Source organism: Endozoicomonas sp. (genome assembly GCF_051008435.1).
In the GTDB taxonomy this organism is placed as follows: domain Bacteria; phylum Pseudomonadota; class Gammaproteobacteria; order Pseudomonadales; family Endozoicomonadaceae; genus Endozoicomonas_A.
Map to the genome: position 1 here is coordinate 1 of NZ_JBPCXO010000283.1, position 20,880 is coordinate 20,880.

The 20,880-nt window shown below is 48.2% G+C and carries 17 protein-coding genes; 13 read left to right on the forward strand and 4 right to left on the reverse strand.

Translation table 11 applies throughout. The features are described 5' to 3' along the window. Positions 1 to 109 (forward strand): zinc ribbon domain-containing protein (locus tag ACR2PX_RS14400; protein WP_433997355.1); only part of this gene is annotated, 109 nt, incomplete at its 5' end. Between the two features lie 138 nt (positions 110 to 247). Here the strand turns inward: ACR2PX_RS14400 and ACR2PX_RS14405 are convergent. Then, positions 248 to 1,048, reverse strand: coding sequence for a TatD family hydrolase (locus ACR2PX_RS14405; RefSeq protein ID WP_434000051.1), 801 nt, complete (start codon positions 1,046 to 1,048; stop codon positions 248 to 250). 48 nt (positions 1,049 to 1,096) lie between these two features. On the opposite strand from ACR2PX_RS14405, the gene ACR2PX_RS14410 reads away from it, so the two are divergent. Both ACR2PX_RS14410 and ACR2PX_RS14415 read left to right on the forward strand, forming a co-directional pair. Then, positions 1,097 to 1,564, forward strand: coding sequence for a hypothetical protein (locus ACR2PX_RS14410; RefSeq protein ID WP_434000052.1), 468 nt, complete (start codon positions 1,097 to 1,099; stop codon positions 1,562 to 1,564). A 3-nt stretch (positions 1,565 to 1,567) separates the two neighbouring features. After that, positions 1,568 to 2,083 carry a copper chaperone PCu(A)C gene (locus ACR2PX_RS14415; RefSeq protein WP_434000053.1) on the forward strand — a complete coding sequence of 172 codons (516 nt, stop codon included), beginning with the start codon at positions 1,568 to 1,570 and terminating at the stop codon, positions 2,081 to 2,083. Between the two features lie 47 nt (positions 2,084 to 2,130). On the opposite strand, the gene ACR2PX_RS14420 is transcribed toward ACR2PX_RS14415, so the two are convergent. After that, positions 2,131 to 3,312, reverse strand: coding sequence for a CD0519/CD1768 family membrane protein (locus ACR2PX_RS14420; protein WP_434000054.1), 1,182 nt, complete (start codon positions 3,310 to 3,312; stop codon positions 2,131 to 2,133). 291 nt (positions 3,313 to 3,603) lie between these two features. Beyond that, positions 3,604 to 5,190, reverse strand: a complete 1,587-nt coding sequence (locus ACR2PX_RS14425) for a peptide chain release factor 3 (protein WP_434000055.1) — start codon at positions 5,188 to 5,190, stop codon at positions 3,604 to 3,606. A 390-nt stretch (positions 5,191 to 5,580) separates the two neighbouring features. Between ACR2PX_RS14425 and ACR2PX_RS14430 the strand changes: the two genes are divergently transcribed. From ACR2PX_RS14430 to ACR2PX_RS14450, 5 genes are all read left to right on the forward strand, one after another. After that, a complete protein-coding gene (locus ACR2PX_RS14430; RefSeq protein ID WP_434000056.1) occupies positions 5,581 to 6,069 on the forward strand; it encodes an Hcp family type VI secretion system effector in 489 nt (162 codons plus the stop codon). A gap of 158 nt (positions 6,070 to 6,227) precedes the next feature. Then, a complete protein-coding gene (locus ACR2PX_RS14435) occupies positions 6,228 to 6,743 on the forward strand; it encodes a DUF6795 domain-containing protein (protein WP_434000057.1) in 516 nt (171 codons plus the stop codon). Then, entirely contained in the window at positions 6,740 to 7,915 is a 1,176-nt protein-coding gene (locus ACR2PX_RS14440) for a lipase family protein (protein WP_434000058.1), read from the forward strand. Before ACR2PX_RS14435 ends, ACR2PX_RS14440 begins: the two co-directional genes overlap by 4 nt. 75 nt (positions 7,916 to 7,990) lie before the next feature. Next, complete coding sequence (locus tag ACR2PX_RS14445) at positions 7,991 to 10,576, forward strand: inositol phosphate phosphatase SopB (protein WP_434000059.1); 2,586 nt, start codon at positions 7,991 to 7,993, stop codon at positions 10,574 to 10,576. A gap of 140 nt (positions 10,577 to 10,716) precedes the next feature. Continuing rightward, entirely contained in the window at positions 10,717 to 12,024 is a 1,308-nt protein-coding gene (locus ACR2PX_RS14450) for a hypothetical protein (protein WP_434000060.1), read from the forward strand. Here the strand turns inward: ACR2PX_RS14450 and ispB are convergent, their stop codons facing one another. Then, the gene (gene ispB, locus ACR2PX_RS14455) at positions 12,025 to 13,002 is read right to left on the reverse strand and encodes an octaprenyl diphosphate synthase (protein WP_434000061.1); all 978 of its coding nucleotides are present in this window, start codon (positions 13,000 to 13,002) and stop codon (positions 12,025 to 12,027) included. Positions 13,003 to 13,306: 304 nt separating this feature from the next. Between ispB and ACR2PX_RS14460 the strand changes: the two genes are divergently transcribed. The 5 genes from ACR2PX_RS14460 (at position 13,307) to tssM (ending at position 20,654) form a co-directional block, all read left to right on the forward strand. Then, positions 13,307 to 14,335 (forward strand): hypothetical protein, encoded by a 1,029-nt coding sequence (locus ACR2PX_RS14460; protein ID WP_434000062.1) that lies wholly within the window; start codon positions 13,307 to 13,309, stop codon positions 14,333 to 14,335. A 4-nt stretch (positions 14,336 to 14,339) separates the two neighbouring features. Beyond that, entirely contained in the window at positions 14,340 to 14,945 is a 606-nt protein-coding gene (gene tssJ, locus ACR2PX_RS14465) for a type VI secretion system lipoprotein TssJ (RefSeq protein ID WP_434000063.1), read from the forward strand. A 7-nt stretch (positions 14,946 to 14,952) separates the two neighbouring features. Then, positions 14,953 to 16,266 carry a type VI secretion system baseplate subunit TssK gene (gene tssK / locus ACR2PX_RS14470; RefSeq protein WP_434000066.1) on the forward strand — a complete coding sequence of 438 codons (1,314 nt, stop codon included), beginning with the start codon at positions 14,953 to 14,955 and terminating at the stop codon, positions 16,264 to 16,266. A gap of 117 nt (positions 16,267 to 16,383) precedes the next feature. Further along, positions 16,384 to 17,208, forward strand: a complete 825-nt coding sequence (icmH, locus tag ACR2PX_RS14475; protein ID WP_434000064.1) for a type IVB secretion system protein IcmH/DotU — start codon at positions 16,384 to 16,386, stop codon at positions 17,206 to 17,208. A 5-nt stretch (positions 17,209 to 17,213) separates the two neighbouring features. After that, on the forward strand, positions 17,214 to 20,654 hold the full coding sequence (gene tssM, locus ACR2PX_RS14480; protein ID WP_434000065.1) for a type VI secretion system membrane subunit TssM: 3,441 nt from the start codon (positions 17,214 to 17,216) through the stop codon (positions 20,652 to 20,654). Positions 20,655 to 20,880: the final 226 nt, after the last annotated feature.

The window sequence follows — 20,880 nt, forward strand, 5'->3', positions numbered from 1 at the left end:
ATGGGTCTGTTCAGAGTGCGGAGCTGAACATCTGCGTGACGTAAACGCAGCAAGAAACATTCTTGCGGTCGGGCATGACCGTCTAGCTGTAGGAATCCCCGTTCTTTAGGGCGGGGAGGATGTCAAACTACCTCCAGTTCATCCTCTTCACTGCAGTCACCCATGAATTCACTGAGTCCTCTTATACCCCCTGCAGATACCGGAACGGTAAGGGTTAATGCAACTGAATCCGTTTCTCATACCCCATTCAATCGAGCGGTTTTGCCAGAATTGATGAGGCATTCTCAGTGGTAACCAGGGCGATCTCTTCAACAGAACAGGAACGTAATTCAGCGAGTTGCTGAAGAACAAGAGGCAGTCGGGTCGGCGTATTTCTCTGCCCCTGATACCCAGACATGGGCATATCAGGGGCATCTGTTTCCAGAACCATACTGCTCAGAGGCAGGGAGGCAGCCAGTTGGCGTGTCTTTCTCGCTCTCTCATAAGTCAGTGTGCCGCCAAACCCCAGCTTGAAACCCAGTTCGATATAGTGTCTTGCTTGTTGTTCACTGCCAGAAAACGCGTGCACGATACCGCTTCTCTTTAATTTAAAGTGCCTGAGCTGTTTGAGAATTTCATCGTGGGCTTTGCGACAGTGCAGAATCACAGGCAGGTTGAATTGATCAGCCAGTTCAAGTTGTCGAACAAAGTAATGAAGTTGGCGTTCGTGATTCGGTTCGGGTAAAGCATAATCCAGACCGATCTCCCCGATCGCACTAACCGACTCCTGCTCTCGGATTAAACACCTTTTCAGTTCATTAAGATGAGATTCTTCGTGGTTTTTCAGAAAATAAGGATGTAGCCCTAATGCGACATAACGTCGCACAGAATCAGACTTCTGGTTGACCAGTTTGAGTGTTCTGGACCAGAAACGGGCTTCTGTGGCGGGAATGCAGATTGATCGGATGCCTTTTAGCCTGCACTGTTCGAGGGTTTCGTCACGATCCTGGTCGAACTCAGGAAAGTCCAGATGGCAGTGACTATCAAACAATTCAGGCATCGGTTTCATCGTGTTCACACAGTTGGTGATAGAGCGTCAGTCTGCTATGTTACCCCGATGAAAATAAAGCAGTATACAGGGTTGGGTGTTTCGCTGGTGTTGATTGGGGCACTGGTTTTTTTACCCGGCTATTTTAAGCAGGAATCTGAAACAGCACAGGCAGGACAGACCTACCAGGAAAAGTGTCAGGTGGCTGAAGGTTGTCGACTGACGACAGACAGTGGCCAGATTGACCTGGAGATCAAACCATCCAGCTTGCCAAAGCTGGAACCTCTGGACATAGAAGTCCGTCTGGAGGGGGTGTCAGCCGATAAAATTACCATGGAGTTTCAGGGTCGCGATATGCCAATGGGGTTGGCTCCATTTCCACTTTACAAGCAGTCCTCCTTTCTTGGGCCTTCGGTATATAGTGGTGTAGGCAATCTGACTTTTTGCACCGTCGATAAGAAAATGACCTGGTTAGCCAGACTGGTGATTGAATCAGGTTCCGTTGTGACAACAGTCGTATTTGAACTGGAGAGTTGAAGCATGAAGCCTCTGGCAATTAAGGCACTGGGTATTATTGCAGGCTTAACCTCCCTGTCCCTGCAGGCTGCAGATGTTGAAATCAAGGGTCAGTATGCAAGAGCAGTACCTGCTGTTTCTACAAACTCTGCAGCTTTTCTGACGATCACTAATAAAGGCAAAGCAGACGTTAAACTGGTCTCTGCAGACAGTGATATTGCGGATCGGGTGGAATTGCATGGCCACAAGCATGAAGGGAACATGATGAGGATGTTCAAGCTCGATGACCTTGATCTTCCGGCAGGAAAAACTGAAGCGCTGGAAAGCGGTGGCAGTCACATTATGTTAATGGGGCTAAAGAAGGCCATGAAAGCAGGTGACGAGATTGATATCACCTTGCATTTCTCCGACGGTGATGCAGTGGATGTGAAGGTGCCCGTAAAGGATCTTAGTCACCAGACCAAAGACACCGCTCATGGTTCCAAGAAAGACAGCAAGATGGATCACGGCTCAATGGATCATAGCACTATGAAGCACTGAGCCTGACCAACAGAGGTTGATGAACAATGTCAGCCTCTGTTGATTATTTAAAAGAAGTAGACAGTCAACAGATAGAGATAACGAGCAGTAATACCCGCACACAACCCTCCAATAGAATGCGCTAGAATCGCCTTTGACGTCAGCTTGCGGTAACCCAATGTATCCAGCATGGCAGTATGCGTGCTTAGAAAGCCACTCCAGCACATGCCCATAGCGGTAAAGACAGCAATATCACTTTCTGACACCAGCCCCTGAGCAATAAAGTTAGGCACCAGTGACATGGCCGCTCCTACAGCGCCCAGTGAGGTGATTGGAAACGCAATCAATTCAGGATGTTCAAATCCGAACAAAATCCGGAAAGGCCACTCAAGATAACTGGCCAGATGTGGAAGTAAGGCAACGCCTTCAAAAGCGCCTCCGGAATATCCGGACTCAGGTGGGCCAAAGGTCAGAATCATGACAATAGTACTGATGATCAGTACACCGGGAATAATGGCTATTCCCATTTCCACTCCATTTTTACCTCCATCCAATAAGGCATTCAGGCTTCGAAGCCCGGCGCCCTTGTGTCCATAGTCAGAGGAGGGGTGTTCGGAGGCACTCACGGCCAGATAATCTACCGGATTATGATCAATTTGATCGCGGGTGAACTTCTGCATCAGACGAGTTGAAATGACCGCCCCGGTAAGTGCTCCAGCTAAACCAATCAGGGCTGCCCTGAAATAGTTCTGATCACTGCCACTCTCCAGAGTGGCCATAAAGGTAATGACAATCAAACCCATTCCAAAAGCGGTACCGAAGTTGGTCAGGGAAAGCAGTTCATGAGGTTTGAAATTGGCACTGAAGCGTCGGTCTTTGGCCAGGCTGATAATGGCTGGATTATCGGAAAAGAATGTCATCATGGCGGCCATGGCCGCTCTGCCAGGAAGATTGAATACCGGCCGCATCAGTGGCATCAGCAATCGTTCAATCAGAGTAATGACATGAAATTCGGTCAGTAGTTTGCTGAGCGCTCCGGCCAGCACTGTAATCCCCATCAATAATAAAACTGTATTCAGTAATAGCTGGTGAGCGGTGTTAAAGAGGGTGTTAAACATATTAGTGACACCCATCTCGCCTGCAATGTATCCAAACAGCAGAGCAAATATTGAAAGCAGAGTAAGAGGCTCTATTATCTGACGATTGTTCCATGTCTTTGGTTTGGGTTGGACTGAAGTCGTTTCATTCATAGACACTCCACAAGTCATTGGGAAACTTATAGGTTAGGACAAAATTCGTGACTGACATGACTCATCAAAAATGGGGTAGTGCTGCCCGGAAGTCAGAGATGGCTATTACTCTTGAGAAGATTCTCCTGACAGCCTTGAAGTAGGGTTTTGTTTTGTAAGGAGGATGACTGGTGGGGGGCACCATGAATCCTTGATGGTGCTATCCGTAACAACGACAAAAAGTCGCTGTTACGGGATTAGGCTTTATGCAATAAGAGAAGGTTTTACTTTCAGAGACAGATTTTGGCTATATCAATGTTCTCGAGTTGTTCTAAAAGTAATATCTGGGTAGCGTTCTTCAGCCAGTGAGAGGTTCACGCGGGTGGGAGCCAGATAAGTCAGGTAGCCGCCCCCATCAATAGCCAGGTTGTCCGCGCATTTGCGTTTGAACTCTTCCAGTTTGCGTTCGTCAGCGCAATCTACCCAGCGAGCGGTGTTGACGTTGACCGGCTCGTACATAGCTTCCACTTTGTATTCATCCTTAAGACGACGCATGACGACGTCAAACTGAAGAACACCTACAGCGCCAAGAATCAGGTCGTTGTTATTCAAAGGCATGAACAGCTGGGTAGCACCTTCTTCAGAAAGTTGCTGCAGGCCTTTTTGAAGCTGTTTGAGCTTCAGGGGATCTCTCAGGCGAACGCGCTTGAAGAGTTCCGGAGCAAAGTGTGGAATCCCGGTAAAGCGGATCTCTTCACCCTGGCTGAAGGTATCGCCAATCTGAATGGTGCCGTGGTTATGCAGACCGATGATATCACCTGACATCGCTTCTTCTACATGAGAACGATCACCCGCCAGGAAGGTAACGGCGTCGGCAATTTTTACATCTTTGCTAATACGTACGTGCTTCATTTTCATGTTGCGGGTGTATTTACCAGAACAGATACGCAGGAAAGCAACACGGTCGCGGTGTTTGGGATCCATGTTGGCCTGAATCTTGAAAACAAAGCCGGAGAATTTGGCTTCGTCGGGCTCCACATCTCTCTGGTCTGTTACACGAGACAGTGGAGCAGGTGCCCATTCAGCAAAGTCATCCAGCATTTCGCGGACACCAAAGTTGGCCAGGGCGGTTCCGAAGAACACCGGGGTCATCGTGCCAGCACGATAAGCTTCCAGGTCAAATTCGTGGCTGCCACCGCGTACCAGTTCTACTTCATCAGCGAAGTCTTCATAAATATCGCCCAGCAGCTCTCTGGCTTCGTCAGAATCAATGCCATTGATCCGAATATCATCCGGTATCATGTGGCCCTGACCGGGGGTGAAGACGTGAATGGTGTCCGTGTAGAGGTTATAAACCCCTTTGAAGTTTTTACCCATGCTGATGGGCCAGGTGATGGGTGCACACTGAATCTTCAGGATACTTTCCACTTCGTCCAGCACTTCAATCTGATCTCGGACTTCACGGTCCATTTTGTTAACGAAGGTGAAAATAGGGGTGTCTCTCAGGCGGCAGACTTCCATTAGCTTAATGGTACGGTCCTCAACACCCTTGGCGCCGTCAATGACCATCAGGCAGCTGTCTACGGCTGTCAGGGTTCGATAGGTGTCTTCCGAGAAGTCTTCGTGCCCGGGGGTGTCCAAAAGGTTGACTGTACGACCTTTGTAAGGGAACTGCATGACCGAGGTAGTAATCGAGATACCCCGTTCCTGTTCCATTTTCATCCAGTCAGAAGTAGCCATACGACCGGTTTTTCGGCCCTTGACGGTACCGGCCATCTGGATAGCACCACCCAGTAGCAGGAGCTTTTCCGTGATGGTGGTTTTACCGGCGTCCGGGTGACTGATGATCGCAAAGGTTCTTCTCTTGCTGACTTCTGGAGCTAACTGAGGGTTCGACATGTTGGAATTCTTAATTGATACGCAGGTGTCACTGAGAAGGTGATTGCGCCTGCCTTGTGGAAAATGAGAACTACCTTACATGAACCGGTGATTCAACAGCAATAAAAGTAAACAGTAATGGATAAAATAATCACCCGATATCATGGTCTGCCCTATTCGTTTTGATACCAGCCTTTGATCGGAAGCAGGTGTGTTCTTTCTTTAGTTTCATGGAACAGAAAAAGCGTGTCAGAGTGGAATGAATAATGCTTTTCTGATGAAAAGCTATTTGCTTTAATGCCTTCAGCATACAGCGGAATCGGCAGAAATAGTGTCTTCTGACTTCGAAGTCTGCCATGAATGCAGGTAACGCATTCAGAAATAACAATGCAATGAAAGAGGATTTCAATCATGGCTATTTACATGAATTTCAACAGCAAGCAACCTGCTGGTAACGTAACCGCAAAAGGCTATGAGGACTGGATTGAACTGGACTCATTCAATTTTGGCGCAGCCCGTAGCATCACCATGGAAGCGGGCGCCATGTCCAATCGGGAAGCCAGTCGCCCCACGCTCAATGAAGTCAACTTGACTAAAAAGCTGGATGCCGCCTCTGGTGGTCTTTTCAAGGAGTCCGTGACAGGTTCAGAAGGAACCACCGTTCAGATTGATATTGTCCAGACCGGTGCCAATGCGGTGACCAAATACGCCAGCTATGTACTGGAAGAATGTATGGTCTCTTCCTACAACATTGGTGCCAGTGCAGGTGGTGCGCCCACTGAAACCATTAATCTGAGTTATGCCAGGGTAGTTGCTGATCTGAGCCACGCCGACAAGACTCACAAGAACAAGAAAAACCTCATGGTCGGCTACGACCTGACCACCGCTGAGCCGCTCTAACATTATCGTTGATACTCAGCTTCACTTATGAACGCAGGGAAATGCACTCTGCGTTCTTCTCTTGCAAAACTGTCTTCATGAAATGAAACATTATGGGTTATGTACGTTCAGTGTTCCTTGGGATATTTCTTTCCCTTCTCACCATAAAGGGGTCTGCCATGTCGATTCTTGATATTGGAAAAATGTGCACTTTCTCGAAAATATCCGGTGTCATTCTCAATAACGGTGAACCGGTGGCCAATGCTACGGTTATCCGGGAAACCGACTACGAGAAAAAGTTTACCGATCAGACGACGACGGATGAGAATGGATATTTTGAAATGCCTGCTTTGTTTGTCCGGTCAATAGCCAAGTATTTGCCTCAGGAGTTTGTGGTAGGGCAGTCAATCAAGGTGGTAATCGGAGATAAGGAAGAACGAATATGGTTCGGCGTTAAACGTAAAAAGGAAGAAAATGTAGAGTCTAGAGGTAAGCCTCTTATTGTGACCTGTGATCTTACAAATGACGAAGAGCACTTAGAAGTTAATGGATCACTATTTATAGGTAAGTGTCGATGGGACGTTGAACCAGACGAAGATATTTTAAGAGAATTGCTTGAAGAAGGCATATTTTTTGACCATCAGCTTGAAGAGTGGGAAAAAACTAATAAGGAAAAGGAAGATAAGTCGTTATGAGTAACGCTCTACAACCAATACTTGTGGCACGAATAGCTGAATCCGCATATAGACTGACAGATACATCTACTCTTGAAGAAGCTGTCACTAGACTTAATGGCATGTTTCAAGGCAGCTTGACCTTCTCCGAATCCAACCTTATCAAAGGCAAAACCGGCGGCCCCGGCTTTATCAAGGTCAGAACTGCTTTTGGCTTTGTACTGGAAGGCAAAAAGCAGTTGGAAGGCCATACTTTTATTGTTTTCCGTGGCACCAAATACCTGGCGGACTGGCTCAGTAACGGCAATGTTACCGTAGGTTCTTCCCACACCGGCAAATCGGTTCACCAGGGTTTTATGAAAGCCTTTCAGTCCATGTTGCCCCAGCTCAGGGATTATACCGGCAAACTGTCCAGCGGCTCTCAGGTTCATTGCATTGGTCACAGTCTTGGAGCTGCGCTGGCGATGATTGCTGCAGAATGGCTTTCTATTGAAAAAGGCATCAGACCAAAACTGTATACTTTTGGTTGTCCGAGGGTGGGGCTGGAAGACTTTGCCAAAAGTACCACCCAACGACTGGGCAGTGAGAATATTTTTCGGGTCTGGCACAAGACCGATATTGTCCCCTGCATCCCTATCTGGCCTTTTGTCCATACACCCGACTCAGGTCGTGATTATTTCCTGCCTTCCCCCGGCTTTTTTCCCGGAGCTGAGTGGCATTCCATGGACAACTACATTCGCTCGGTGGGTAAAAAATCCTGGCAGACGATTTATGCCCTGAGGGAACCCCAACCTACAGAATCGGACATCCAGCGATGGCTGGCCGATAAAACCCTCTTGTCCAGCACCTTGCCAGCCATTAAATGGCTTCAAAGTGCACTGGCTTATGTGGTTGGCAAATGCCTGTCTGTCATAGGCAGCAGTTATCAGATGCTGCAGTCCTCCCACTCAACCCTCATGGACAGTCTGGCGTGGATTCTCAGCCGGGGTGTCAAACTGACTGACAAACTGTCAGGCTGGGTGGTGCATCTGATGCGAAAGATTACCGAATTTCTTGGTATACAGCGACACTTAAACACCGAGAAACCGGAAAAACAGTTGATTCGCTATCTTCTGGAGCGTCTGTCAGAAAAGGTTAACCAGATGGCTAAAAATGCTCTGAGCCAGATGCTGGCCGATGGTCGAGCCATTTAATGTGATGATACAGGTTTTTAGACAAACCGGCCGATAACAGTCTGCGAGTAGATTCGAGATTAGGAAGCAGGTGCTTTGAATCCATCGCAACGGACTTTGCAATGTCTTCAACCATTATTAAACAGGGAGCGGGAGGAACCCCCGGTTAGCCCTGTCAGAGGTAAATGGCGAGGCCGGGAGGCTGAGTTGCTGCCGCTTCCTTCCAGAAAGCTGGGAAAAGATGAAGAACTCAGTGCCAGAGAGGGCACGGTGGCGTTTGCCACCAAGTACGGCAGTTATGTGGAAAAGCAGCTTCACTACGATCTCAAAAGTAAGCCCCTGAATCAGCGCACCCTGAAGAAGCTGGAAACGGAAGCCTCCAGCCTGTTGCGGGATGTCAGAAGTCTGAACCGTAGCAGTGTTGAGTATTGGCTGGATTCTGGCCTGGTTGAAAAAGCGTTTGAGAGTGCAACACCTTTCAAGTGGCGATCCCTTCCTCCTCATGAGCAGGAACATCTTGGTGAAGTCCTGCAGTTCCAGCTTTCTCTTCATACCGATTATCTGAGTTATTCAAAGGCTCTGGATCTGGCTGTAAAAGGGGTGACGCAGCATGAATCCATCTTCTCAGCCAATGCACCGAGAACCGCCCGGTTTTTGACCGAAGAGTCCCAGGGAGCCCATACGCTTTTTCCCGGTCAACTCAGACTCTGGGCAGCACAACATTATGATAAGGACAAAGTCCCCGGAACACCGATAGAAGATGAGGCTGAAGACCTCTATATCAGTGAGTATGAGATGAAGCTGATTGGCAATGCCGAGTATTACACCAACCGGGTTGCCGGCCTTCTTTCAGGTTCCCCTCTGGAGCGTTTGGAACATTTCAGTTATGCACAGCAGGCTGATGAGGCCAGAGACGTTGCCAAAAAACTGATCAAGACGCTGGATGCTCTTGAGCGCCATCCAGACAATATCCCCGCTGAATTACTGGATGCATTAACTCATGATCTGGTGAGTCAATTGGATGGTTTGCTGGACTTTATTGATCATCTGGAAGTCAGTGATGAGGAAGATCCACTAGGACCACAGCAGTGGGAGAAGTTTAAATATTTGGAAGTGCTCTCTTCGATCAAGGTGCTTGAACGTGAAATAGTACAAATTAAAAGCTCCGGTGAGGAAGGTCATCTGAGCAGTAAGAAAACCCGGGAGCTGGCAAAGTTAGAGGCTCTGCATCAGGAGTGGAGTGATCACCTCAGTAGCATCCAGCAAGGGACTGACAATGATTTTCCTCCATCCAGAAGCCATTCAACCAAAAGCCATTCAACCAGAAGCCATTCAACGGGAAGCGTTTCCCACAGCGATGTTCAACCAGTGAATGATGCGAAAGTTTATACCGCAAGTATGTTGAAGCAACTTGATGAGATTGGCCTGAATAAAGCTGAGAAGAAGTTGAAACATGCTCGCAGCCTGGTGCTTTCCACTGTTCAATGGGACACAGTCACTACTCATCTGGATGTAAGAATAGAAGGGCAGGTTCGACACTATGAAAACCAATTGACCCCGGCTTCCCAGATGAAATGGGGGATGGGTGGCAGGGATATATTTGAACATTCCTATCACGGTACGGGCAGACCATCCACTGAAACCAAAGAGCTTTTTCATGCTATGAACATGGGCCAGTCTGAGCTGTCGACGACAGAAAAGGGAAAGAAGAAAGTACTCTTTAAAGGACTGCGTTCAGGCACGTTGAGTGCATATGGCATAAAAGATAAAAAACCCAGACGCGCAGCGGCCAGAAACCGGGCCAGAGAGCTGGTGACTGCAGGGGTAAAACAGTTTCTTGAAGAGAATCCTGGTTATCTGGCATCGGGTAAGCCTATTCCCCTGAAAATGCTTTCTACCTCTCTGCTCAGTGCAGACAAGCTGAGGCACTATCTGCACATCCATGATGACGAACTTAAAATGCAGAAAGAGCAGGTAGCGGCACTCAAGGAAATACAGAAAGAGCTCAATGATGGCAAACCACTGGTCTTTTTTGATGCCAGTGGCGAAGAGCATAAACTCAAGGTCGATATGAAGCTGGCCAATACCAATTATGGTGTTAACTCACTTTCATTGGGCAGTCTGAAATCCATTGTCCGCCCCTGGGGTGAGGCCAAGCGTGTTAATAATGAAGGGCTGGCCGAACTGATGGGGTCTGTTGATCAGTTTGATCCTATTGGTGGTTGGGTAGGCGATTATCTGTCTGGCGGTGCTACGGAAGAATCGAAGAATATTGTTCGTATGCTGGTTGAGCAAATAAGGGACTTGCATGCTTCGGGTGACTATCGAAAAGAAGGCGAAGATGCCTACAAGATGATTGAGCGTCTGCAGTTACTGGCTTTCAAGATAGGTGCAGTGGGTCATATCAATTGTAAGAGTGGTAAGGACAGGACCGGTGAGGCAGATGCATCGATCAAGCGCTTTGCAGCCGAGGTAGAAGCCAGAGGCTACGTCCCCGATCCCCGTAAGCGTATTGGCAGGGAAGATCGCAATCTCAGTCAGGCTTTCCAGTTTGGTTCAGGCAATATTGAGTGGCAGCAGATGAACATTAACCGTCCAGGCTTTAAGACTCAGCTGAATAAAAAGCGTCTGGGCGAATTTGTCTACCAGCGCTCTCATAAAGCCCGATTCAACGTGAAATAACCATTTACTATGAAAATGCCGCTGTTTCGAGCTCTGTAGTCAGTATCATGGTTCGGGGTGAGCGGAATTTTCGGCTCATGGCTGTTTGGCTCATGGCTGTTTGGCTCATGGCTGTTTAATGTCTTTTAAAGGAAGATCCAATGCTTGATGCTGAGCCAGCAACAGTCAGGGAGGGACATTATCAGAAAGTCTCTGACTATTATCAGGACGCTCTGGCTTTAAGCCAGACCGATGAGAAAGCCGCAAGCCTGGCGCCTGATAAACAGACCGGGAGATTGAAAGCCCGTGAAGTGACATTAAGCAGTTATCTAACGACTCACCTTTCTTTTTCTCCTCCCATGGCAGAAGTGTCAAAAGCGATTAATCAAATGACGATCGCTGCTGCTGAATGGGAGCAGAAATTGCAGATGCCTGTGTCCGTGGATCAATTCAAAGTGGCAAACACCTACGATCCTGACTCTGAATCCCTTTCAAGGCATCTTGAAGGCCTTCTCAATCAGAAATCCTCTCAGTATTTGCGGTTATCGGAGCGATTACTGGGAAGGTTACGGGCCTGTGGAGAACACCCTGAATCCAACTGGCAGAACACCAATAAGCAATTCGAGGCGATAGAACAGGAGTTTTTTGACGGATATCGTCGTTTAAATTTTCTTTGCAGCGGTGATCTGGAAAGCCTGAATCAGGAGTTTCATGGGTTTCTGGACCTCTCTGTAGTGAGTGCCCAGGATTATCTGGAAAAGCTGCCAGTCACTGGTGACGTGAAACAGCAGCTACTCAATGCGTTGTATCAGCGCATGCAACTCTTTATCGACCTGATGGAGAGCTATTGTTTTCACACTGAAGGTCAGGCTGGGAAACTTAAAGTCCCTGAACCCCAGGTCGTCAAACTGCCCGCTCGCGGTTTTGCCTTTAAAGACTTAAGAACTTATAGAGCGCCTGAGTCGGGACCTTTTTACATGGAGCCTCAGGAAGGACAGTCCTGCAGCAGGCATGCGGCCAATGCTTTTTTTGGTGGTCCTCTGGTGATGCACCCCGTCTCTCATGAACCCATGCCAATGGATATCGTCTTACCGGATATGAAACAGATATTGGCTCGGCTGGAATGTCAGGAAATGTTTGGTCAGCCAATGCCCGTGGTGGGTGGACAATTTCTGATGAGTGCGGAGCTGGCCGATGCTCTGGATCAACTGGAACATGACAGGGTGATGCTGGTTTCCGGGGTCAACTCACATTATGTCTGCTTTCGAAGAGACACCAAAGGGCAGTGGTACAAGCTTGAGAGTGTGGCTTATGAGAAGGGAGAGCAGGAAGCCATCAGTCCGGGGCGCTATCTTCTGGAGAGAATCTATCATCAACGGGATTTGAAAAATCTGGGGGATGCTGACGCCCAGGTGGATATTATCCACCTGGAGGGGGAGACATTACCTGGTCTGGTATTTCAGATTTGATTAAAAGGTTCTGGCCACTGCAAAGCGTGCCAGGTCTTCCATCGCATCCCGGTACTGGCTGTCGGGCAGAGCCTGCAGGCAGGCAATGGCTTTCTCAGACTGCTCTCTGGCTTTCTGGGCCGTATAATTCAAGGCGCCACAAGCACGAACGGCTTCAACAATCTGATCGATTTTGTCCAGACCACCCTGTTCAATGGCTTCTTTCACCAGAACTTTTTGCTCCGGACTTCCTTCGGAAAGAGTGAATATCAGGGGTAAGGTCGGTTTGCCTTCAGCCAGGTCATCACCCAGGTTTTTACCCATGGCTTCACTGTCGCCTTCGTAATCAAGCAGGTCATCCACCAGTTGGAACGCCATACCAAGATGATTACCGTAATCCCTCAGCGACTGCTCAATCTTCCTGTCCACATTCGACATGACCGCTGCAGTATGGGTTGAAGCTTCAAACAGCATAGCGGTTTTGCAACGGATGACATCCATATACTGTTTTTCTGTCACGCTGGCATCATTGATGTTCATCAATTGCATGACTTCACCCTCAGCGATGATGTTGGTCGCATCGGAGAGAATTTTAAGCAGCTTCATATTGTCCAGGCCGACCATCATCTGGAAGGCACGGGAATAGAGAAAATCACCGACCAGAACACTGGGAGCATTGCCCCAGAGAGCATTGGCTGTGTCACGCCCACGGCGCAGGTCGGACTGATCCACGACATCATCGTGCAACAGGGTAGCGGTATGGAGAAATTCGATGACAGCAGCCAGCGGAATATGATCATGTCCCTGGAAGCCAGTGGCACGCGCGGTCAGAAGAACCAGAAGGGGTCTGAGCCGTTTACCTCCAGACTGGATTATGTACTGGCCAATTTTACTGACCATGACAACATCCGAGTGCAGCTGTTCGGCGATGCACTGATTGACTCGGGCAAAATCTTCGCTGACAACGGTTTGGAAGGAGTGCTTGTTGCGTTCAGGCATAAGGCTGCTGCAGAGATAGGGAAATCGAGCATCGTAGGTAGTGGCTGCCTGACTGTCAATAGCTGCATGACCTGAGTGTTCATTTGATGGACTTAATCGTCGATCATATGACAGGCAAAAACCTCTGCATGGATCGATTTTATTGTGGAAAAGATCAGAGGCGAGATTTATTGGGAATAGTCGGTAAAAATGAGTCTAAACTGTAATCGCCATAAGCCATTACTATGCAAAGCATTTTTAGTTTCTGATGGCTAATCCTCAGGTTTTTGGTGGCCGGGATTAACCGGTATCTTGATGTCTTACCATGCAAATTCAGATTATTGCTACCCCTCCGGGTGAGATGCTGACCTGCCTTTCTTTTGCTATTTCCGAAGGGGAAGTGGCGACTATAGGTAATACTGCCGCGAGCAAAATTGCCCTACCCAGCGCTGCCAGTCAGGAAAAAGAGCAATATGGCCGTATTGTTGAAGACAGCGGGCAGTGGTCTCTGGAAAGTTACTGCGCTGAACTGTTTACCCTTAATCATGCCAAAGAACCTTTGCCCAGAGGGGGAAAAAAAGATCTGCAGGATGGGGATCTCATCAGCTGCAAAGGTTATCAGCTGATGTTCAGTAATTTTTCACCCTGGAAGTCTGAGCCGTTTACGGGTACTGAACCTCAATCAATGGAACCTCTGGGTAGTCTTGAAACACTGGTGTCAGACCATCTTATTGCCAGTCAGACGACCGATGTGCTGGACGACCCCTTTTTAATAGAGGAAAGCAGGGAGAGTGAGCCGCCCCAGGAATCTGCTGAAGTACATCTTCTATTAGCCGATGCGCCACCTTCAAAATCAGCACCCGGGGTCGTTCAGGGAGTAGCCACACCAGGCCTGATTGATGTTCTGGCCGACCAAGGTTTTCAGGATGAGCCCTTTGAGCAGTCAGAAACATTCTGGTCTGCGGGGCTGCAGTTAAAGCAAACCCATCGAATGATGGAGCACTTTCCTGTGGAGTCAGACCTTCTGTCTTCCAGAAAAATGCAAGAACCATTGCCTGTGACCTCTCTCAATGAACCTTTGAATAAGGCCATGCTGTCAGCTCTGACAGAGACTTTGAATGACCTTGAGCCAGACCAGCTTTTAAAAGCCATGAATGTTTCCCGGAGTTGGTGGCCTGGTATGAGGTCAGAGTCTGCCTTCTGGAAACAGTATGTCTCGGTATTTAAACAAAGAGCTTTCAGTGAAGAGTATCAACAGCTTTTTATTCAGCGCGTCCATCACGCTTTGAGGTCCAATGCCTTGAAAAAAGCCAAAAAGAATGACGTGACTTCTGGTGAGAAAGTGGAGCGCTAATAGAATGAAGATTCTCCATCAACTGATCTCCAGTGGATCAATGAAACCCTCTTCTTGTCCTGGTGTCGCATGCTTTCTTCACTGGCTGGTTATTGTTCTGACGGGCTGGTTTATTTTGTCAGGTTGCAGTTCCAAGCCAGAAAAGGAGCCTCCTACTGTATTGAACCTGGAAATAAAGGCGGGGTCTGTCATCAATGCAAACCCACAGGAAAACGCGGCACCCTTGCAGGTCAGGCTTTATGAATTAAAAAGCAAGGACATTTTTATTCATGCTGACTTTCTTGATCTGTACGAGAAGGACGAAGCCACACTGCAGGCAAGTCTGGTGAAAAAGCATCAATTGCCCACTATCTGGCCGGGGATGAATACAAAACTGACCTTTCAACTCGACAGCGAGACGGCCTTTGTGGCCATTCTGGGGGAGTTCAGTGATTACCTTTCGGCTGTTACCAAGCTGTTGCACCCAGTCGTGAAAGGCAAGAGTAATCATCTTGTTCTGCGTATTGAGGGAAATCGTCTGAGCTTTTCCTCAGCGGCTGACTCCGCATCCCTCCAGCAAGAAAAAGCCATGAGTATTATAGCAGAGGTTGGCCGTGGAAAGTCATTATGATCGTGTCGTGTGGCTCGAGGGTATGTTTCTCAGTCCCCAGCATTTTCAGCAGCAGGAACGCTATCTTGAACATTATGTCCGGAAAATGCTTGAGATCTTTGAACCCGGGAGAGCCGGATTTATCGAACTCAAGCTCGATCCGTTGCAACTGAAAGCAGGCAAAATCTATCTAAGAAAAGCGGTGGGGGTCTTTCCGGATGGCACGCCCTTTATTTTGAAAAGAGATTTGAGTCTCACGGTCACCAGTGACGATAAAGGCGCAACAGTTTATCTCGCTTTGCCTCTGGTCAGGGGAGGGTATATGGACACTGCCCTTGAGGAAAAGAGTGACAAAGCCGTGCGCAATGCCAGTTACCCCTGTGCCGTTCTTGACAGTAATGATGATTCCAGCGAACCCGTGGATTTGCAGCTGTCTACGCTGAATCTCAGCCTTTTCTGTACCGGCTCCTCTCTGGACAACTACACCTTTCTCGCTGTTGCCAGAATACAGGATGTTCAGTCCGATGGAGAGCTGTTACTGGACAGTACATTTATCCCCAGATGTCTGAATTACAAAGTCTCTGCGTACCTGGAGGAACAGGTGCAAAGTCTTTATGCGCTGATGAGACAAAGGGCAGGAACCATGGCTGCTCAGGTGGGAGTTCAGGGTGATCAAAAAAGCTATCAGACCCTGCAGATATCCTACATGTGGCTGAGATCCCTGAATCGTTACAGTGCAGAGCTGAAATTAATTAATGAACAGTCAGGAGTCAGTGCCTTCCAGCTGTATATGAGACTGGTCGTGATGGCGTCAGAAATCAGCACATTCACCCAGACGCTGGCGCCTGAATTTGCTGCATTTGATGAATTTACCACTTATGCCTCTTTTGCTCCGGTCCTGTCCAGTCTGCTACAGAGCCTTCAGCATGTCAGTCAGGATAAAGTGGTTCATCTTGAGTGGGATCGACGTTTGTTTGGTAGCCGTCGTTTATTAAGAACCCGTGTGGAAGACCGAAGTCTGTTTAATGACTCTCGCTTCGTTCTGGCTGTGTCGTCCAGCATGGGGAGAGCCCAAACAATGGAAGTGTTTCTGACATCGGCCAAACTCTGTGGTCAGACCCAGATCGCTGAAAAAGTCAGAAATGCGCTTTCCGGAGTCAGTATGGAACATTTGCCATCGGCACCCATTGAAATCCGCTCCAGAACTCAGTGCGCCTATTTTGAAATAGATACCAATGATTCACTCTGGCTGGATATGGTGAAAAAACAGGACATTCTGGCATTGCATATTGATGAGCAGATGCCGGATGACACCGAAGTGGATTGTTATGTGATTCGTTGATGCCGGAATATCTTTTGGCATTGAGATTTTTTGTTGCTCGAAGGTGGCAAAAAAGAGTGATGAAAAGAGTGGCGAAAAGAGTGGCGAAAAGAGTGGCGAAAAGAGTTTCGGTCGCTCATGGCTGTTCTTAAGGTGGAGGGTATGATGTCTTCTGATGAAGTTGCAAAGCCCCTTGAGTCCCTGGCGAGCTGCCGGGATGTCATGGCACAGCTGCAACATTTTTCCGGTTCCGACAACAGATTGATTAATCTCTCGGCCGAGTTGCTGGCCATTCTTACGACACTCTCCATGGCCAAATCCACGCCCAATATCAATGAACTCTACAACTATCTAAAAAGGTCGGTGGCCGAAGTCCATAGTCGGGGACTGCAGTCAGAATACTCCCCCAGAACCATGGAAAAAGTCTGCTATCTGTTGTGTGCTGCTCTGGATGAAGAAGTGATGAAAACCTGGTGGGGGCAAAACCTCTGTTGGGAGAATCACAGTCTGGTTGCGGGTATGTATCAGCAACGAAATGCCGGTGAAGTGTTTTTTATTCTGGTCAATCAGGCCTTGCAGGAAGCTGACAAGATGCGTGATTTTCTGGAAGTGGCTTATCTGTTATTGAGACTGGGCTTTAATGGTCGCTACCTCAACAACGACAATCGTGAGCTGGTGGATTTAACGGATAATCTCTTTCGGGAAATACAGGCTCACAGAATCGAGCCAACGATTGATATCCCTTCTGATCGGCACGCTGCCTGGATCCCGATTCAACAAAAGCCGGTTCGATTTATTCTTATCTCAGCCTTCATTTTTCTCTTGCTGACAGGCTTTGGCAGTCACTACTGGATCGTGCACATCAACCAACTGTCTGGTGACAACCTGATTCCCCTGATGCAGGTGGAAACGAAAAAACAATCCCCTGTTGTATCAGGCAAGCATCAGACTGACGGGCACTGATCACTATGAAAAAATTAGCTTTAATCATTGTGTCTCTGGTTGCGGTCGTGCTGTTGCTTTCTCTCTGGCTGGCCCCAGAGTTTTATCCCAAGCTTTATTCCTGGCTGGGCTCGGCCCAGAGAAAGTGGTTCTCGGTCATTATTATTGCCGGCCTTCTGATGTTTTTTATGGGACCCGCTATTCGGTTCTTCAAGAAAAAACGACAGAAGCAGCCCAGTGTGGACAAGACAGAAGCTCAGCAGCGGGAAGAAGCTCTTAAAGAGAGAATTCGACATCTGGAAGAAGACTGGCATTCGCTCTGGGTGAAGTTAAAGGAGATGGGGAAGGCTGAGAATCCTTACTCTCTGCCCTGGTTATTGATGATAGGGCTGGAAGATTCTGGCAAGTCCTCCTGGCTGGTGGATACCGGTTTTGAAAAGATCACACGCAGTCATGCCCGGGAGCTTGGCATTGAATTCTGGGTCAGTGAACAGGCAGTGATCATCGAATGGAACGGGGACGAAAGTGCTGCCGAGGACAACGAAGAAGAGATTAAGCTCTGGAAGAACCTGTATCGCTTATTAACCCGGAAAAGGCCAAGGCAGCCTCTGACTGGACTCTTTCTGGCATTGTCCATCGATCAGCTGCTGACCCGTCACCCGAACAGTTTACTGGAACTGGCTAGACGTATCAGGCGGTCATTGTTGGAACTCTACCGTCAGTGTTCGATCAGGTTACCCATGTGGCTGCTATTGACTCAGTTTGATCGACTCAGTGGTTTCGCTGATTTCTTTCGAAGGCAAAGTGATTTTGATCAGTCATCTCCTTTCGGGTTTGTTTTGACGGATGGTTATGATCACAAGCAGTGTGCCGCTGCTTTTTCAGCACTGCACCAGTCGCTCTATGCGGCTCTGCAGAGCAGCGCCTATCAGGAAAAGGACACTGAGGCCAGAAAGTCACAAATGCGATTCTTCCTGCAGTTTACTCTGCTGGGAGAGCGATTAAGTTTCTTTTGTGATGAAGCCTTTAAAGCTCGTGAGCAATTGAGCTTCCCTGAGTTGAGAGGGGTCTGGTTAAGCTCCTGTGATCAGCATGGCAGTGCCTTGAATTTGCTGGCCACAGATGTCGGAATGAAACACGGATTTTCAGTCAAGTCAGAACAGCATCAGACGACAGAACGCCACAGTTATTTTACTCGCAGTTTCTTTTCCTGTGTGGTTTTTCAGGAGCTGAACAGGGTGGGCGAATCGGCTCGTGGCAGTAGCTGGCTAATGCGAAGGTATCTGGGCTACACCCTGTTGGGTGTTGTTCTTTTAGGTGGGGTGTCTTTTTTTCTTTATCAGATTTATCTGAACAGCAAGCTGATCGATACGATGAAAGTCGTGACTCGTGAATATTCTGACTCTATCTCGAAGCTGGGAGCGAAACCGACTTTTCCACAGGTTATAGAGCCCTTGTCATCTCTGCAGAAGCTGGATAGAAAATTTCAGGAGTCCGGAAAGTTCTTCTGGCATCTGGGCATGATGGATGCCGACATGACGGAAGAAGTTCATCTGGCTTATACGGTGCAATTGAATAAATGGCTGTCAAAGCCACTGGCAGACCATCTTCACAGTCGGCTGACTGATGCTCTAACCCACCATCAGGAAAAGCTGGTCGACATCATGATGTTCTATCTGATGCTCTTCTATCCACAGCTGATGGATCAGGAAGTTCTGATTACTCATGTTTTGGAGCGAGTACGTCAAAAACAAGATTTGACGATGAGTGAGCAGAATGAGTTGAGCCAGCTGCTTAATGATCTGTTGTCTCAACCTCTGAAAGGCATTAAGCCGGATCAACAGTTGATTGATGAAGCGAGAAACAAGCTGGCGGGTCAAAGTGATGAGCAGATGGTATATGACTATGTGCAGGTTCATGGTCGTTATGGACAGGTCAGCCTAGAAATCTTGCTGGGGCAGGATGTCATGGAGGTGTTTACGGCGGGTGACGGGCGTCATTCAGGTTTCCCATCGTTTTATACCCGGGCGGTTTACGACCGACTGGATCTCACCGAAAGTTCTGGCCTGATCAAACAAGCCATATCGATCTTGAACTTGATAAAAACGGGTGTTACCCGAGTGAGCGAGGCAGAAATGCAGCGGGTCAGCGCTCAGGTCAGGGAACTTTATTTTCAGGATTATATTCGACACTGGCAGAGTCTGGTGGGGTCTCTACGGTTAAGAAGTACCGGCAGCCTGATACAGACGACCCAGCAGGTAGCTCAGCTTTTTGGCTCTTTTGAATTTCAGGGTGATAAGGCTGTTCTGTTTGAATTGATTCATGCCATCAACTGGCAGACTCAGCTGGCTGCCCCTAAATTGTTGGATTCAGCCAAGTCAGAGAACGCACAAGCATCTAATGAAAAATCGTCTGACAGTCAGACGAATAAAGATGCCGGAGAGAGCAAAACAAGTCAGCAGAGCAAGGCTCCTTTACCCAGTGATCCTGGTATTGTTAATCAGTCGTTTAGTGGCTATGCCGGTTATAGCGGTGAGAAAATGGGAAAAATTACCCGGGCACTGGCTGCTTTACTGGTCGATCTGAACAGGATTCAGGCCGAAGACAACAACGGTCTGGGCTTTTATGAGCAAACTCTGAAAATAATGAAGGGTGAAAGTAACAGTCTGGATAAAGTAGAACAGCTCGCGGCGGCGGATAACACTCAGGTGCATTACTGGCTGGAGCAATTGGTTCAGCAGATCATGAACGGTTATGTCGTAGGCACTGCTAATCATATCCAGTTTAACTGGTCAGAAAACGTTTATCCTTTCTGGCAAAAGTATCTCAGTCATTATTTCCCGTTTCAGCCCAGTGTTTCGATGGACGCCAACCTGTCTGATTTTATCGAGTTCTTCAAGCCGGAAGGCATACTTCGCCGTTTCGTAGGGGGGATCTCTGCTCCCTTTCTTGAATCCGGTCGTATGGGCTGGGACGTGAAGAGCGTCAGGGGGCACAAAATCCCTCTGGACAGTACCTTTTTACGGCAGCTGGGTTTTGCTGAGGCTTTGACAAGAGCCTTCTTTACCGCAGATGGACGGTTGCAGATCAATTATCGAATGCGTTGCAGGGAGCTTTCTGATCAGGCAACGGATGTCGTCATTCGGGACGCAAATGGCCGGTTTATCTACAGTCATGGTCCTCAGTTATGGCAGGAGCGCAAATGGCCCGGCAGTATGACAGAAAGTATGCTGGTGACCTTTAGCCGGGACAGTCTGGTTTTGGGGCAGAATCAATTTTCCGGAGCCTGGGCATGGTTCCACTTTGTCTTTGCTTGCCAGCAATGGCGTAATGATCGAAATGTAGAGCTTCAATATGCCCTGAAGGGTTTTAAAGCGATATTGGAAATCGATCCGATGCAAAGCAATAACCCTTTTAATCCAATGTTGTTCACTAAAGTTTCATTTTCTCAGAAGGTTACCCGATAAGCTCTGTTCAGTTAGAAAAGTGTGATTTAATTGTGTGCTGGGCTAGCCTGATTGTCTGCGCAGTCGTCGATGTGTTCCACCACCGCATCCATGACGATATATACCGCTACTAAAAACCTGCGACAATCAGTGATTCTCTGGGTTTATCTACACCGTCAACACGGCTGCATACCGGAGTATGTCTTACGCCACTCTTGTGTAGGGTTTAAGGTCGAGCTGTAACGTG

Excerpts from the sequence above, each read along its gene's own strand:
- ACR2PX_RS14405 (WP_434000051.1), bottom strand. The coding sequence starts at position 1,048 with ATGAAACCGATGCCTGAATTGTTTGATAGTCACTGCCATCTGGACTTT.
- ACR2PX_RS14410 (WP_434000052.1), top strand. The coding sequence starts at position 1,097 with ATGAAAATAAAGCAGTATACAGGGTTGGGTGTTTCGCTGGTGTTGATT.
- ACR2PX_RS14415 (WP_434000053.1), top strand. The coding sequence starts at position 1,568 with ATGAAGCCTCTGGCAATTAAGGCACTGGGTATTATTGCAGGCTTAACC.
- ACR2PX_RS14420 (WP_434000054.1), bottom strand. The coding sequence starts at position 3,312 with ATGAATGAAACGACTTCAGTCCAACCCAAACCAAAGACATGGAACAAT.
- ACR2PX_RS14425 (WP_434000055.1), bottom strand. The coding sequence starts at position 5,190 with ATGTCGAACCCTCAGTTAGCTCCAGAAGTCAGCAAGAGAAGAACCTTT.
- ACR2PX_RS14430 (WP_434000056.1), top strand. The coding sequence starts at position 5,581 with ATGGCTATTTACATGAATTTCAACAGCAAGCAACCTGCTGGTAACGTA.
- ACR2PX_RS14435 (WP_434000057.1), top strand. The coding sequence starts at position 6,228 with ATGTCGATTCTTGATATTGGAAAAATGTGCACTTTCTCGAAAATATCC.
- ACR2PX_RS14440 (WP_434000058.1), top strand. The coding sequence starts at position 6,740 with ATGAGTAACGCTCTACAACCAATACTTGTGGCACGAATAGCTGAATCC.
- ACR2PX_RS14450 (WP_434000060.1), top strand. The coding sequence starts at position 10,717 with ATGCTTGATGCTGAGCCAGCAACAGTCAGGGAGGGACATTATCAGAAA.
- ispB (WP_434000061.1), bottom strand. The coding sequence starts at position 13,002 with ATGCCTGAACGCAACAAGCACTCCTTCCAAACCGTTGTCAGCGAAGAT.
- ACR2PX_RS14460 (WP_434000062.1), top strand. The coding sequence starts at position 13,307 with ATGCAAATTCAGATTATTGCTACCCCTCCGGGTGAGATGCTGACCTGC.
- tssJ (WP_434000063.1), top strand. The coding sequence starts at position 14,340 with ATGAAGATTCTCCATCAACTGATCTCCAGTGGATCAATGAAACCCTCT.
- icmH (WP_434000064.1), top strand. The coding sequence starts at position 16,384 with ATGGCTGTTCTTAAGGTGGAGGGTATGATGTCTTCTGATGAAGTTGCA.
- tssM (WP_434000065.1), top strand. The coding sequence starts at position 17,214 with ATGAAAAAATTAGCTTTAATCATTGTGTCTCTGGTTGCGGTCGTGCTG.